Genomic DNA, 14,464 nt, shown 5'->3' with positions numbered 1-14,464 from the left:
CGATAGCTATGTTTTTTTTATTTTCCTTATAGAATCCTTATAATTGTCATTTATTCTAGACTCACAATAAATGAGGAGGGTGTTTAGGAATGAATGAGATTATTTTAGAAACAAAAAATCTTTGTAAAACATTTCGAAAGCAAAAGGTGGTACAAGATATTTCACTTTCTGTACCGAAGAATTCAATCTATGGATTGTTAGGTTCTAATGGAGCAGGGAAATCGACTACTTTGAAAATGATAACGGGAATGCTTACGCCTACTTCTGGTGAGATTTATTTTGATGGTCATACATGGACGCGGCACGATTTACATTCTATCGGTGCTTTGATTGAGTCCCCTCCGCTTTATGAAAATTTAACAGCAAAAGAAAATTTGCAGGTTCGTACGACTGCTTTAGGTTTGCCTAAATCAAGGATTGATGAGGTATTGCATGTTGTGGAGTTAGAGAATACAGGCAGGAAAAAAGCAGGGAAATTTTCTATGGGAATGAAACAGCGATTGGGAATTGCGATTGCATTGCTTAATCATCCGAAGCTTTTAATATTAGACGAACCAATGAATGGACTTGATCCTTTTGGAATACAGGAATTAAGAGAATTGATCCTTTCTTTCCCTAGTAAAGGAATTACTGTCATTTTATCCAGTCATATTTTAAGCGAAGTAAGCCAGGTCGCAAATCATGTTGGTATTATATCTAACGGTGTATTGGGTTATCAGGGGAAACTGAATAAGAATGATGACTTGGAAAGCTTATTTGTACAAGTGGCTGGAAAATATAGAAGGGAGGCATAGTCAATGGTGCAATATCTTGTATCTGAAAAAATGAAAATAAGACATACTTTTTTAAATAAACTTATATGGCTATCTCCATTAGCTTCAATGCTGCTTGCTTTTTTATTATCGAGGGATTATTTTCAATTATCTAGCTACAACTGGTGGTACATTTTCATCCTTCCAGGAATGCTTTCTTTAAGTTGTGTACTTCTTGCGGAGAAGGATAAAAAAATGAATAATCGGGCCATTTTATCTTTACCTGTTTCCTTAAAACGGGTATGGGTTTCTAAAGTATTACTAGTTTTAGGAATTTTGATTTGTTCCTGCATGATTTTTTTCTGTGGAACACAGTTATCTAGTTTACTAGTAAATAAAGAGAATTTCCGAATCATTCCTGTGATGAATGCATTATTAGGAAGCGTTGTTTTGATTGTTACTTTTATGTGGCAAATTCCTATATGCTTGTTTTTAGGTAACAAAATAGGTATGTTTCCGACGATTCTATTAAATATAGGGGCAAATGGAGTCTTAGGGATTCTATTCGCAACAAAAAGTATATGGCTGATCAATCCATATGCATATCCAAGCAGACTCATGATTCCTATTTTAAAAATACTACCGAATGGTATGTACGCAGAACCAGGAAGTGTAACGTTCACGCCAGAACTTCTTTCCAATCATGTCATACTGCCAGGCGTGGTGCTTTCTGTAGTGCTGTTCCTTTTGTTCACTTATGTGACGACAAAATGGTTTGAAAAGCAGGAGGCAAAATAAAATGGGAGTTTTGTCGAGGGTGTTAAGAGCTGATTTTCTAAAAATGAAATACACGGTTTTTTACTGGTTACATATAGCGATGCCAATCATCGGGATTGTTCTTTTTTTAAGTTATTGTTCCTTTTCAAAACTTGATTCTATTAGTAAGGTTCCAGGTTATATACAAGTATTATCCATGGCTTTTCCGTTGCTAATTAGTGTTGTATGTTCGTCTGTTGTGGAACAGGAAGCGTTGGCAGGGAATTTTAAAGAACTGTTATCAACGGAATATGGAAGGCGGAAAGCATTTATTAGTAAAGTATGTTTACTTTTAATATGTGGGTTTTGTTCTACTATATTGGCAGTCGTTGGGTTTGCGGCAGGGTTTCATTTTCTGCTAGGGCAGAATGAACTTCCACTTTCTTTATATTTTGAGATTTCCTTAATCCTTTTTGGATGTCAGATCTTTATTTATATATTTCATCTGTTCCTGAATTTTCGCTTTAGTAAAGGTGCTTCCATTGGGATTGGAATTATAGAAAGTTTGCTGGCAGCTTTAATGCTTACAGGGCTGGGAGATGTTGTTTGGAAATACATTCCATGTGCATGGGGCATGAGATTGAGTAGTAGCTTTTTTGTATACAAATTGAATCCTGATTCTTTTCATGTTTTACAAGTAGATACTGAAATGGGAGTAGTTATGTGTATTTCCTTAACAATTATTGTGTTTATTATGTCCCTTATATGGTTTTCCTTTTATGAAGGGCGTAAAGAAACATAAACACATTTTGTAAAAACAGCATTATAATGGAAGTTGAAGGAGGGGGTCCTGTATGGCGAAAATATTAGCAATTGATGATGAAGAAGGCATCCTTTATATCATAAAAAGCGCTTTAGAGAAGGAAGGACATGAGGTAACTGCCGTTCGTAATCCTCTTATGATTTTAAAGAACAAATTCTGTCATTATGATTTAATCCTATTAGATGTGATGATGCCGGAAATAGATGGATTTACACTCTGTAAGGAGATTCGGGACTTGGTGGATAGTCCCATTGTCTTTCTGACTGCGAAAACAATGGAAAAGGATCTGATCACAGGCTTTAGTCTTGGTGGAGATGATTATATTACAAAGCCTTTTGGAATTGGCGAACTGCGTGCAAGAGTGGCAGCGCATGTAAGACGTGAACATAGAGAAAAGCAAAATGCATTTTTTCGGTCAGGTCTTACATTTAATCTATCATGTAAAGAAATAAGGTATGACGATACAGTTATTGTATTTACGAAAAGCGAGTACGGAATTTGTGAGTATTTAGCTTTGAATCACGGCCAAGTCTTTTCAAGAGAAAAGATTTATGAAAATGTTTTTGGATATGATGGCGACAGTGACAATCAAGTCATTGTGGAACACATTAAAAATATTCGCTATAAATTATCTAAGTATGGTATGAATCCAATAGAAACAGTGTGGGGAATCGGATATAAATGGAAAAAGTGAAAAAACAAATTAATCTCCGCAAAATTTTTATAAGGTATATCATTGCGTTTTCAATAGGGACGATTGCTTTAGTCACTTTTCATCTTAGCTTGTTTAGTATTGGAGTTAACACAGGGGTGATTCTTCCAGCAAATTATTATGAGAAACAGATTGAATCACAAAGAGACGACATAGTAAGGGCAGAACAAGGCGATGATCGGATTTTAAAACAATATAATTATGTTGTGTATGACTTTTCAGGGAACATCATTCAAGGGAATATTAATAAAAGTGATGCAAGGCAAATATGGGATAGCATACAGAACAATGAAAAAGGTGATGGAAAATACTACTATGCAATTATGAAGCGGAATAAAGATATTTGTGTCGTTTTATATACTTTACATGCTAATTATAAAAGTCCCTTTTTGCAGAAGTATTTACCAAGCCCGGACATTTTTTTGATTGTTTCTTTTATCCTATTATTTGTTGCAGAAGTGCTATTTCTATCTCGTTATTTTGGTAAATCGTTGTCAAAGGAAATGCTGATTTTGAAAAAGGTAACCGATAAAATTCAAAAGGAAGATTTAGATTTTCAAGTAGAGCAATCTAGAATAATAGAAGTGAATGAAATATTAGATTCCTTAGTAAAAATGAAAGATGAACTGAACGATTCCTTACGTAAACAGTGGGGGATGGAAACGAATAGAAGAGAACAGATTGCTGCTTTAGCGCATGACATAAAAACGCCATTAACGATACTGAGAGGGAATGCAGAGCTGTTAAATGAATTTATGCTAGATTCGAATCAGGAGAAATGTAATGAGCATATTTTGAAAAGTGTTGCTGAAATGGAAATGTATATGAAATCTTTGCTCGACATTACGAAATCAGAGGAAGGTACCTCACTTCAATTTGAGCAAATAGAACTCCAAAACTTTATTGATAATATTATGGAAGAAAGTGTAATTTGTGCTTTGGACAAACAGTTAAACCTGATTAAAGAGGCTAAGGACATACCGAATTCTATTTATGCTGATGAGGCTGCTTTGAAAAGAGCGATTATGAATGCGATGATGAATGCAATTGAATATTCTCCAGCAAATGGTGACTTAATGTTTTCAGTTGAAACTACTAATAGTAAGGTCCGGTTCATTGTTGAGGACTCGGGAAGAGGATTTACAAAAGAAGAATTGAATTCAGCTACAGACCAATTTTATAGGGGAGATAAGAGTAGAAATTCAAAAAATCATCATGGAATCGGACTATACATTGCCAAAAACTTTGCAAAGCAGCACGGTGGAAACATTTATTTAAGTAATTCAGAAAAGCTGTGTGGTGCAAAAGTTGTTTTAGAAATATTGAGCACATGATCACGCTGACTATCATGCTGTAAGTGGAAGGGCTTGGTCTAGTTTTAGTTCATAATAGATGTGATTTTATAGAGAATGTGATTTGAATACGAATTTGTAAAAAAACGCATCAGACATTGATCTGACGCGTTTTTTTGTATGATCCTGACTGAGGTATGGTGTCTCAAAACTTATCTTTAAATTAAAATCCCAATTGAAATCATGCTATTGTTTTTCGAAAATCTTTTAGCGTATAAAAACATTAAGGTGTACATGCTACACCTTTTTTAATTTCTGTTCAATCTTATCCTGTACTGATTCGATTTTTTCAGGCAACACAAATAAATATTCGATAAGGACTTCTAATAATTCTGTTAATAAAGCTACGTCTTCATCATCAATTTCCTGTTTCAATTCAAGCATCCCATAAAAAGGATTTTCCGGATGAACGAGGTGGCCAACATCTTGAATCGGTTTAGTTAAATCGATATATTTTGGCAATTGCTCAAATTGCTGGGAAAGAGACTGCCCATTACTTTTCTCTCCAAGAAAATGTTTGAGGACACTTTCAAGAACTCGTTTTGACAGTACTGCAGTAGCAGAATTATCTTTTGATTGACTGACATTTAAAGTAGAGCGATATGCCCTAACAAGGTCTATAGGGATATGTTTATTGTGTTCGAGCTGATCCAAAGGATCTCTTAAATCCGAAGGACTATAAATATACACTTCTACTTCTTTATTTATTTGATCCGGATAATCATTAAACATAATCACAAATTCTGATGGCTTTTGACATTCAAAACAAAGCCCTTCTGCGAATAATCCTCTTTTTGTAACTTGGTAAAAATTCGTTTTTAACGTAAATTCACTTGATTTACCGCATTTAGGACACTGACTTTTGACATTTTTCGGCACCTTTAAATTCCCATACTGGGTGTGAGATAAAATGGCCCCTGGCAATATTTTTCTCATTTAAACCTCCTAAAAACTCAACCCTAACTCGTAACTTATATACATATTTCTGGTAACTATTCAGTAACCTCATGAAGATATAAGATGGTTAGAAACATTTACTAAAAAAATATGTTTACTTGTTTTATCACAAGGTATAGCGTATCGCACATGTTTGTATTGTAGGCAAAAAAATAGACCGAATTTCCGCCTATGAAACTCCTAAATTAAAGGGATAGCTGAGTGGTTGTTATTTCTATATAATTTATAATTGATAATACAAATTTTTTAATCTATATAAAAAGTATAAGTTGAAAAATCACAATTACAATCTGTAATATGTGGAAATAATATTTTTTCTTAGTAGAGTGTTATCATATATACCCATCAAGCTAATATTTTGAGATACTCCCATAACGAAAATTTTACCTTTTTACAGTTATTTATGAGAATTTGGATCATTTTTTTCTAAAGATTAAACAGAAAACAATAAATATCCTGTCTCTTATTTCTAAAGTTTCCTAATATTCACAAAAATATAAAAAAACTATACATTTTAGTTGTACCAAAAAATCCAAGCAAAAAGGAGATGGTTGTATGTTCAAGAAATTAGTAGTAGGAGCATTAGCAGCTGGTTTTGCATTAACTGGAGGATTGGGAACGATATCAGCAAGTGCAGAAAAAGATAATACGATCAAATCGTTCGACTATTTAACTGTAGACGGAAAGAATGTGGATTCCCTGGCTAAAGTGAATAATAAGTCCAACGAAGACATACAAATAACCATGGTTCTGCCTAAACAGAATAAAAAGGGAGATTGGCTGGCATATGGATTTACGAGCAGAGAAACATTGGAGGCTTTCATCGAAAAAGATAAACAAAGACTTAAAAACCAAATAAATCCGCTGGGTAGCGGTCCTGGTAGTACCGATTTCTATGAGCATATAAATAAAGGTGGACAGTATATTTATTGGAGCTATGGCTTTAAAGACTTGCCTTCTAGCTGGAATGACAGAATTTCTTCCATTAGTACGGCGTCACCTTCTGCAAGCTATTCGACTACGCTATGGGAGCATACTTCATCTCAAGGATACGGAAAAGGAGTCTTATTTAGACACTCTGATTGGTATGGTAAAACTGCTAATCTGGCTGCGGATTGGAACGATATAACTTCAGCAATTGAAATCAAGTAGGAGATTTCAATTGTTCAGGTGAATAAGTTTTAAAATCACTATTCTCTCATCAATTTAGAAGAAATGGGAGAATGGTGATTTTTTTGTACAGAAACAAAGCGATTATTCTCTTTATTCATCATCCAGCATTGATTAACGTCTTAATGTAGTCTATTAAAATAGTGCATTCCTTGAATCACTAAAACGGAAGATTAAAAAATTAGAAAATGATAACAAACAACTTAGAGAGTAATTGAAAGTTGCTTATGCAGAGGTATATAAAAAAGTTTAGTTTATGGCGAGAACAGTACTCTCCATCCTTATTTGTTCAACAAACGGGCCATATTCTTTAATAACAAAAGCAAGCATTTCATTATCTTTTTTACATATAATTCCGTGTAGGTATTTGAATATGGGGAGGAAATATATAGAATGCTTAGTAAACGATTACAAAAGGATGTCATTGTTGTTGGTGGAGGACCTGCGGGTATGATATTGGGCTTATTACTTGCAAAGGTTGGAGTTCAAGTAATCGTCCTTGAAAGTCATAATAATTTTGACCGTGAATATCGTGGAGAAGTACTTCAGCCTCGTTTTGTTCAATTACTTGATCAATTACAATTACGTGCGTATATTGAACAATTACCCCATTCTAAGCTAAAGAAAGGTGCCTTTTATCATTATGACAAAAAGAAAGGAGACTTTGATTTTTCTTCTATTATTGCAGAAGCACCGTATGCTCTCTGGATTCCTCAACCCATATTACTTCAAGCACTATACGAAAAAGCAAAGGAATATCCAACTTTTGATATGATGTTCCATGCTCAGGTGAAAAAACTGCTTGAGAACGATGGAACCGTGACAGGGGTAGTTGTTGAGCAGGAAAATAAAGAATTGCTGGAAATTCAGGCGAAGATAACAGTCGGGGCTGATGGGCGGTTTTCTACCGTTCGTCGTTTAGGAGGTTTTGAGTTAGAATATGAATATTATCCAGGTGATCTGATCTGGTTTAGTGTAAAGCGGCCACCTCAGTGGGGAGAGGAATTACAATTTAAAATCACAGAGGGACATAGTTATATAACACTTCCCAAATATCCGGATTTACTTCAAGTAGGCATTGCTTTACCACGAGGGGAATGGAAAGAAGTGCAGCGTCAAGGGATAGGGATTTTTCGTCAAGAAATTATGCATACTAACAAAGGATTTCATGAATTTGCTGAATCTTTGGTTGACTTTAAACCATTCGTACCGCTTCAAGCTAAAAATCATATGGTTAAAACGTGGGCAAAGGATGGCTGCTTGCTGGTCGGTGATGCTGCTCATTGTTCATCTCCTATAGGAGCAATAGGAGTTTCATTAGCAGTAACGACAGCAGTTGTGGCGGCTGATGTTATTTGGGATGCGCTGCAAAAACGTGATGTCTCAGCTAAAGTTCTCTGTAGAGTCCAAGAAATTCGAAGTGAGGAGATTGAGGAAATTCACCGAATTCAAGAGCGAATGGGAAATTTGTTTTTTACTTCGTCAAAATTAGTGAAAGGGATCCGACCATATATCGTATCTGCTGCTTTCAAGACTCCCCTTTTTTCGATGATCCAGAAGAAGCTATTTGTTATGAAAAATCCTGTAGCTATTAATTCTGAATTTGTATTCGATAAATAACAAGATGACGATCATCTTTGTTTATTGTAAAAACAGCTTTTTGTTTTTTTATTAAGTATTAAGGTTTAGAGAGTTAATTTAATCGAACTTTATTTTAAAATTACAATAATGATCCAAATACAATTCCATTCTTCTAAACAGGGAAAATAGTAACAGTAGTTTCCTTGAATAAGTATGTTTCCATTTATGAAAAATTATGCTGTAATAATGATAGAACAATATTTTACCCTGTTTTAAGTAGTCAAAGAAGTGAGGAATTGAGATTGAAAAAGTTTAAGAAGTTTTATTTAGAGATTACAAGTGTATGTAACCTCGCATGCAGCTTTTGTCCGCCAACAGAACGGCAGAAGCAATTCCTTTCTGTGGAGGATTTTGCTAAGAGATTAGACCAAATTAAACCTCACACAGACTACATTTATTTACATGTAAAAGGTGAGCCGCTGCTTCATCCTAAAATAGACCAATTGCTAGATTTATGTCATGAAAAAGGGTTTAAAGTTAATATTACAACGAACGGAACATTGATTAATAAAAAGAGAGACAAATTATTAAATAAGCCTGCGCTCAGACAGATGAATTTTTCACTTCATAGCTTTGATGGCCATGAAGGTTCTAAAGATAAGGAAGGATATGTGCGAAGTATACTTTCTTTTATTAAAGAAGCAACGAGCCAATCAGATTTGATTGTTTCGCTCAGATTATGGAACTTAACGCAAGATAATAAGACGAATATTGAAATACAACGAAACAGACAATTACTAGAAATCATTGAGAAAGAATTTGATTTACCATACAAAATTGAAGAGAAGGTTACACCAGGAAGTGGCGTGAAAATTGCTGATCGCATCTTCATCAATCAAGATTACGAATTCCAGTGGCCTGCATTACATGAAGAAGAGGACGATGGGAAGGGCTTCTGTTATGGCCTTCGAAATCAAGCGGGTATTTTAGCAAACGGAACTGTTATCCCTTGTTGTTTAGATGGTGAGGGCATTATCAACCTTGGAAATATTAATGATGCTTCATTTTCTGATATTATCGAAGGGGAGCGAGCAAACAACCTTGTAGATGGGTTTTCACGAAGAGAAGCAGTAGAGGAACTATGTAGAAAATGTGGATATCGCAAAAGGTTTGGGAAATAGATAGGAAAACGAGTGCCACGCAAAACGTGTACAGTAAAAAAAGATGGATCAAAACAGTTTCTTACTGTTTTGGTCCATCTTTTTTACCATTCCTTTGGCTCATAGTTCAAGTCTTGGAATAATCGATTGCGCTCTTTTTTAGATAAGTCTCTCCATTGTCCAACGGGTAGATTACCTAAATGAATATTCATAATTCGAGTTCGCTGTAGTCTATAAACATCGTATCCAAGCGCTTCACACATGCGACGAATTTGACGATTTAGTCCTTGTGTTAAAGTGATTTGAAAAACATATTTAGAAAGTTGTTCCATCTTACAAGGCAGCGTTTTCGTACCTAAAATTTTTACACCTTCAGCCATTCGTTTTAAAAATTCAGGAGTAATCGGCTTGTCTACTGTAACAATGTATTCTTTCTCATGCTTATTTTCAGCACGTAAAATTTCATTGACTATATCACCGTCGTTCGTAAGGAGTATTAAGCCATCTGAATCTTTATCTAGTCGCCCGATATTAAAAATTCTTAATGGATGATTGACTAAATCAACAATATTACCCTTAACATTTTTTTCTGTTGTACTCGTAATACCAACGGGTTTATTTAAGGCAATATAAACATAATTGCTTGCCATCCGTATTTGGTTACCGTTTACACGAACATCATCCCCGGGCTCGACTTGGCTGCCTATTTTCGCAACCTTTCCATTTATCGTGACTCTTCCTTCATTGATTAATTTATCTGCACCGCGTCTAGATGCTTTTCCAGATTCACTAATGTACTTATTAATACGCATGTTAAACACAACCTTAAGTAGAGAGTTAATAGTATAAGAATATTGGATTCACATTTGATTTTCAAGGGGGCAAGCATAACGAATTACAGAATAGCGGAAAAAACAACAAAAATATATTGAATGTGTTTCTGTTGAGAGACAACTCCCTTCAGAAAAAGATGTGTTAGATTTTGTAGGCATATGTGCTGAAAATGACGTATACTTATTAATGCTCTATGTTGATGCATTTTTTGAAGACTTCTTTAATCTGAAAACAGGTCTAGCAGGAATGATGTTGCAAAAATTCATAAACTATCATATAAGAGTTGCCTTTAGTAAAACGAAAGAGAAAAATGGAATTATGCATATGGTATTCATACAATGGTGAAAAATACATAAAAGAATATATAACAAAATGAGGTTAGTACATGAGTCCACAACGTTTTAACAATTACGCATTGAGTAAAGAAATTGTAAGAGCACTTGCTAGCTTACAATATGAAAAGCCAACAGAAGTGCAAGAGAAAGTCATCCCAATTGCATTAGAAAAGAAAGATCTTGTTGTAAAATCACAAACAGGAAGCGGTAAGACAGCTTCTTTTGGGATTCCGCTTTGTGAAATGGTTGAGTGGGAAGAAAATAAGCCGCAGGCGTTAATCCTTACACCAACAAGGGAACTTGCTGTGCAGGTAAAAGAAGATATTACGAATATAGGAAGATTTAAGCGTATTAAAGCAACTGCGGTTTACGGAAAATCTCCATTTGCACGTCAAAAATTAGAACTAAAGCAAAAGACACATATTGTTGTCGGCACTCCTGGACGTGTATTAGATCATATTGAAAAGGGGACTTTCTCGTTAGAGTGTTTGAAGTATTTGGTGATTGATGAGGCAGATGAAATGTTAAATATGGGCTTTATCGATCAAGTAGAAGCAATTATTGACGAACTACCTACGAACCGAATGACGATGCTATTTTCTGCGACATTACCAGAAGATGTTGAAAATTTGTCTCGTACATATATGGAATCACCAATCAACATCGAGATTAAAGCATCTGGTATTACGACAGATAAAATTGAACATAGTCTTTTAGAAGTGAGGGAAGAAGAGAAGTTCTCTCTTCTGAAAGATATAACAACTATTGAAAATCCAGATAGTTGCATTATTTTCTGCCGTACGCAAGAAAATGTAGATGATGTATTTAGACAGTTAAAACGTTCTGGCTATCCTTGTGATAAAATTCATGGTGGTATGGTGCAAGAAGATCGGTTTGCAGTAATGAATGACTTTAAAAAAGGGAAATTCCGCTATTTAGTAGCGACAGATGTAGCAGCACGAGGAATTGATATTGAGAATATTACCCACGTCATCAATTATGATATTCCATTAGAAAAAGAAAGTTACGTACACCGTACAGGAAGAACAGGACGTGCTGGTAATAGCGGGAAAGCAATTACATTTGTAACCCCGTATGAAGAGAGATTTCTAGCAGAAATCGAAGAGTATATCGGTTTTGAAATTTTAAAAATAGATGCACCTTTAAAAGAAGAAGTTACAAAAAGAAAGGCGGCATTTGAAGAAAAAATAAATGCTAAGCCAATTATTAAAAAAGATAAAAGTGCTAGTCTAAATAAGGGAATCATGAAGCTTTACTTTAATGGTGGGAAGAAAAAGAAAATCAGAGCAGTGGATTTTGTTGGTACAATTGCCAAAATTCCAGGTGTTACAGCGGATGATATAGGGATTATTACGATACAGGATAATGTTTCTTATGTTGATATATTAAACGGAAAAGGACCACTTGTTTTAAAAGTAATGAAAAACACAACGATAAAAGGGAAGCAGTTAAAAGTTCATGAGGCAATTAAATAAAAGGTGAACTGTACCCCGAATCATGGACACTTAAAAAAAGCCCCATGATTCGAGGTTTTTGTGTGTTTTTATAAGGAAACCTCGTTATAATGGAGCCAACGATAGAAATGAGTAAAATTATTTTTAACGAAATTCAAATGAAACAACTAGAGAAAAATGAAAATGTATTAAAAGCGTCTGAACGTTCGATTAGCTATTGTCCAGATTTTAAGGTAAGAGCTGTAAAAGAAAATCAAAAAGGAAAAGGTCCAAGCCAAATCTTTTTAGAGAGTGGGTTTGATTTAGTTGTGATTGGTGAGAAAAAACCAAAACAATGTTTAAAACGTTGGCGAAGAACATATGAACAATTTGGTGAAGAAGGCTTTTATACAGAACGCCCTTCGACAAAATCACTCTCTTCAGCTTGCCATAAAGGATCATATGGAGGATTATAATCGTTATCAGTGGACACTAAAAAAGATGGCTCCGGTAGAATACCGAAACCATCTTTTAAGTGCTTGATTTTTCATGGTCTTTTTATTAAACTGTCCATTTTATAGGGTACAGTTCACTTTTGGGCTTAGGGTTCTACTATGTTTTAAGATTTTCTTACAAAGAAATTCTATATGACTAGTTAACTAATAGACAACTTGTCTACTTTGTCGTTTTTCGTCCTACTAATACCCAGTACAGAGATAAACTGAAAAGGGTAATGAGTACGAGAATGAATAGGATATTACTATACATGGAAGCATCCGCATTGCTTGTAATACCTAGGATGCTTTGTCGCATTGCGGAATGGTCCATCATTGCTGCTGTATAGGCAATTCCGATTGACATAGCGACATTAAGAGTTAAGTTATAAAAACCGATTGCTGTTCCTGTTTTTTCTTTCTCAATTGTACAAATGCAAGAATCAAGTAATGGTGCATACATGAATGCAAATGAACTAGAGAATAAAACCATGGATATCACGAATACAACAACAGAAGTTTTTATAAAGAATCCGCCTAATAGTAAGCTGATCATAATACTAAACATAGCAATTGTAATACATTGCTTGCTTCCTAAAACCTTCGCAATTTTTCCAGAAAGAGCTCCGACTGTAGCAGCTGCTATATAGCCTGGAATTAATAATAGTGAAATAGTATCTAGCTTCAAACCATAAATCTTTTCAAGCAAGAATGGGAATACGAAGATATATGCTAACTGTACAGAGTAAATTACAAAAGCAACTCCAAGCAGTGAGATAAACTGTTTATTTTTAAAGAATGAAATTCCGATAAACGCTTTTGAGTTCTTACTAATATAAGTAAGGAACAGTGTAATTGCAACAATAAACAAGAGAAGGTACATCCAATTGAAATCGGTAATATATAGTAGTAGGGATGCTGAAATCGTTGCTACTAAAAATAATCCTAATACATCTACATTACTGTTTTTCGTTTCTTCCTTAGGAAGATATTTTAAAATAAAAGGAAGAGTGAAAAGTGTTACTAAAGAAAGTAAAAATAGAGTTGTCCAATGGAAGTATGTAGAAACATAACCTCCAGTTAATGCACCGATAAGCTGAGAAAGAGCAAAACTACTTGTACTTAATCCTAAAAATTTCTTTTGTTCATCTGCAGGTAAATGTTTTGTTACAAAGATAACATATAATGTTTCAGCTGATGCTAGACCTGCTGTTTGGATAATTCGTGAGATAACAACTAGTAAAAACGAATGTTGAAAAATATATCCCATGATTGAACCAGCGCAGATTAAAATAATACCAACACTAAAAAGTTTTCTGATACTAATAGAATCCGCTAAAGCTGCGTAAACCACTGCCCCAATTCCAATCACAAGGCCAGCTAATGTTGCTTGCCAGCTAACTGTTGTCGCTGAAATATGAAAATCTTTTGCCATATCAACAGAGATAATCTTAAACGAATTGTCAATTACTAAACATAATAGAAATAACAGTAAGGTAATAGGTACTGCTTTCTTAGCACTATATTCCTGAGTTTTCTTCATGCTTACATCTGCACTTATTGTAGACATAGCTATATTCCTCTCCTTTTGTTATGCAGGAAATTGTCTTCCTGAGTCATAATTATCACGCCTTTAACTACTAATTGATCCTTTCGTGGATAGGTTCAGTAATTTCTATACCATTTGTTTCATACGCGGGGTTTCTTTGTGCACAGTTGTACCCGTTGTTTCCTTCACATGATGTTGTAAGAGGAAACGTTTTCATAAATGATTAAAAGTCTTACCTTTTGATTACGCTTTCATAACCGTTGATGATAACCCTTCAAAATATACAACATCGTATGGTTGTCTAAAAGTTTGTATGAATCTAGACAATGAAAAGGATATCTTTCCTGCTTATGATGTTTATAAGGAAGCACTTGCATAAATAACCTAAAACATCTTCCTGTTTGATTACGCTTTCATGGTAATGTATGAGAAATCTTCGGAGTATACAACATTGTATAGTTGTCTAAAAACTTGTATATATCTTAACAATGAAAAGGATACCATACCTTTATTTTGCTCACAACCCATCTTTCTT

13 protein-coding genes and 2 pseudogenes are annotated in these 14,464 nt (G+C 34.6%); 12 read left to right on the top strand and 3 right to left on the bottom strand.

Features of this window, described 5'->3' with window-relative positions:
• Positions 1–89: 89 nt before the first annotated feature.
• From ACFQZ1_RS12700 to ACFQZ1_RS12680, 5 genes are read left to right on the top strand one after another with little or no spacing between them, the layout of a single operon-like run.
• Positions 90–794 (top strand): lantibiotic protection ABC transporter ATP-binding protein, encoded by a 705-nt coding sequence (locus ACFQZ1_RS12700; RefSeq protein ID WP_377882538.1) that lies wholly within the window; start codon positions 90–92, stop codon positions 792–794.
• A 3-nt stretch (positions 795–797) separates the two neighbouring features.
• Complete coding sequence (locus tag ACFQZ1_RS12695; RefSeq protein ID WP_377882537.1) at positions 798–1,550, top strand: lantibiotic immunity ABC transporter MutE/EpiE family permease subunit; 753 nt, start codon at positions 798–800, stop codon at positions 1,548–1,550.
• A 1-nt stretch (position 1,551) separates the two neighbouring features.
• Positions 1,552–2,310: a lantibiotic immunity ABC transporter MutG family permease subunit gene (locus tag ACFQZ1_RS12690; protein ID WP_377882536.1), complete on the top strand. Its 759-nt coding sequence runs from the start codon at positions 1,552–1,554 to the stop codon at positions 2,308–2,310.
• A 52-nt stretch (positions 2,311–2,362) separates the two neighbouring features.
• Positions 2,363–3,025: a response regulator transcription factor gene (locus ACFQZ1_RS12685; RefSeq protein WP_377882535.1), complete on the top strand. Its 663-nt coding sequence runs from the start codon at positions 2,363–2,365 to the stop codon at positions 3,023–3,025.
• Entirely contained in the window at positions 3,013–4,377 is a 1,365-nt protein-coding gene (locus ACFQZ1_RS12680; protein WP_377882534.1) for a sensor histidine kinase, read from the top strand. The genes ACFQZ1_RS12685 and ACFQZ1_RS12680 overlap by 13 nt, the downstream gene beginning before the upstream one ends.
• Before the next feature lie 255 nt (positions 4,378–4,632).
• Here the strand turns inward: ACFQZ1_RS12680 and ACFQZ1_RS12675 are convergent, their stop codons facing one another.
• Positions 4,633–5,331: a hypothetical protein gene (locus ACFQZ1_RS12675; protein WP_377882533.1), complete on the bottom strand. Its 699-nt coding sequence runs from the start codon at positions 5,329–5,331 to the stop codon at positions 4,633–4,635.
• 576 nt (positions 5,332–5,907) lie between these two features.
• Between ACFQZ1_RS12675 and ACFQZ1_RS12670 the strand changes: the two genes are divergently transcribed.
• From ACFQZ1_RS12670 to ACFQZ1_RS12660, 3 genes are all read left to right on the top strand, one after another.
• Positions 5,908–6,504: a hypothetical protein gene (locus ACFQZ1_RS12670; RefSeq protein ID WP_377882532.1), complete on the top strand. Its 597-nt coding sequence runs from the start codon at positions 5,908–5,910 to the stop codon at positions 6,502–6,504.
• A gap of 411 nt (positions 6,505–6,915) precedes the next feature.
• The gene (locus tag ACFQZ1_RS12665; protein WP_377882531.1) at positions 6,916–8,142 is read left to right on the top strand and encodes an FAD-dependent monooxygenase; all 1,227 of its coding nucleotides are present in this window, start codon (positions 6,916–6,918) and stop codon (positions 8,140–8,142) included.
• 263 nt (positions 8,143–8,405) lie between these two features.
• Positions 8,406–9,284 carry a radical SAM/SPASM domain-containing protein gene (locus tag ACFQZ1_RS12660; RefSeq protein WP_377882529.1) on the top strand — a complete coding sequence of 293 codons (879 nt, stop codon included), beginning with the start codon at positions 8,406–8,408 and terminating at the stop codon, positions 9,282–9,284.
• An 83-nt stretch (positions 9,285–9,367) separates the two neighbouring features.
• On the opposite strand, the gene rluF is transcribed toward ACFQZ1_RS12660, so the two are convergent.
• Positions 9,368–10,084 carry a 23S rRNA pseudouridine(2604) synthase RluF gene (gene rluF, locus ACFQZ1_RS12655; protein WP_377882528.1) on the bottom strand — a complete coding sequence of 239 codons (717 nt, stop codon included), beginning with the start codon at positions 10,082–10,084 and terminating at the stop codon, positions 9,368–9,370.
• A 103-nt stretch (positions 10,085–10,187) separates the two neighbouring features.
• Between rluF and ACFQZ1_RS12650 the strand changes: the two are divergent.
• The 4 genes and pseudogenes from ACFQZ1_RS12650 to ACFQZ1_RS12635 all read left to right on the top strand — a co-directional run.
• Positions 10,188–10,442: pseudogene (locus tag ACFQZ1_RS12650) on the top strand (DUF4180 domain-containing protein); the annotation flags it as partial.
• A gap of 40 nt (positions 10,443–10,482) precedes the next feature.
• Positions 10,483–11,928 carry a DEAD/DEAH box helicase gene (locus ACFQZ1_RS12645; protein WP_377882526.1) on the top strand — a complete coding sequence of 482 codons (1,446 nt, stop codon included), beginning with the start codon at positions 10,483–10,485 and terminating at the stop codon, positions 11,926–11,928.
• Between the two features lie 89 nt (positions 11,929–12,017).
• The gene (locus ACFQZ1_RS12640; RefSeq protein WP_377882708.1) at positions 12,018–12,362 is read left to right on the top strand and encodes a hypothetical protein; all 345 of its coding nucleotides are present in this window, start codon (positions 12,018–12,020) and stop codon (positions 12,360–12,362) included.
• Positions 12,325–12,429: pseudogene (locus tag ACFQZ1_RS12635) on the top strand (integrase core domain-containing protein); the annotation flags it as partial. The gene ACFQZ1_RS12640 and the pseudogene ACFQZ1_RS12635, both read left to right, overlap by 38 nt.
• Before the next feature lie 132 nt (positions 12,430–12,561).
• Here ACFQZ1_RS12635 and ACFQZ1_RS12630 read toward each other — a convergent pair.
• Positions 12,562–13,950 (bottom strand): MFS transporter, encoded by a 1,389-nt coding sequence (locus ACFQZ1_RS12630; RefSeq protein WP_377882525.1) that lies wholly within the window; start codon positions 13,948–13,950, stop codon positions 12,562–12,564.
• Positions 13,951–14,464 lie beyond the last annotated feature (514 nt).

It is taken from the genome of Bacillus sp. CGMCC 1.60114 (assembly GCF_042676365.1).
In the GTDB taxonomy this organism is placed as follows: Bacteria; Bacillota; Bacilli; order Bacillales; family Bacillaceae_G; genus Bacillus_A; species Bacillus_A rhizoplanae_A.
The sequence above is the reverse complement of the archived record's forward strand: the minus strand, read 5'-3'. Positions and strand labels throughout refer to the sequence as shown.

Bases quoted from the DNA above. Each gene is read 5' to 3' on its own strand.
- ACFQZ1_RS12700 (WP_377882538.1), top strand. From the start codon at position 90: ATGAATGAGATTATTTTAGAAACAAAAAATCTTTGTAAAACATTTCGA.
- ACFQZ1_RS12695 (WP_377882537.1), top strand. From the start codon at position 798: ATGGTGCAATATCTTGTATCTGAAAAAATGAAAATAAGACATACTTTT.
- ACFQZ1_RS12690 (WP_377882536.1), top strand. From the start codon at position 1,552: ATGGGAGTTTTGTCGAGGGTGTTAAGAGCTGATTTTCTAAAAATGAAA.
- ACFQZ1_RS12685 (WP_377882535.1), top strand. From the start codon at position 2,363: ATGGCGAAAATATTAGCAATTGATGATGAAGAAGGCATCCTTTATATC.
- ACFQZ1_RS12680 (WP_377882534.1), top strand. From the start codon at position 3,013: ATGGAAAAAGTGAAAAAACAAATTAATCTCCGCAAAATTTTTATAAGG.
- ACFQZ1_RS12675 (WP_377882533.1), bottom strand. From the start codon at position 5,331: ATGAGAAAAATATTGCCAGGGGCCATTTTATCTCACACCCAGTATGGG.
- ACFQZ1_RS12670 (WP_377882532.1), top strand. From the start codon at position 5,908: ATGTTCAAGAAATTAGTAGTAGGAGCATTAGCAGCTGGTTTTGCATTA.
- ACFQZ1_RS12665 (WP_377882531.1), top strand. From the start codon at position 6,916: ATGCTTAGTAAACGATTACAAAAGGATGTCATTGTTGTTGGTGGAGGA.
- ACFQZ1_RS12645 (WP_377882526.1), top strand. From the start codon at position 10,483: ATGAGTCCACAACGTTTTAACAATTACGCATTGAGTAAAGAAATTGTA.
- ACFQZ1_RS12640 (WP_377882708.1), top strand. From the start codon at position 12,018: ATGGAGCCAACGATAGAAATGAGTAAAATTATTTTTAACGAAATTCAA.
- ACFQZ1_RS12630 (WP_377882525.1), bottom strand. From the start codon at position 13,950: ATGTCTACAATAAGTGCAGATGTAAGCATGAAGAAAACTCAGGAATAT.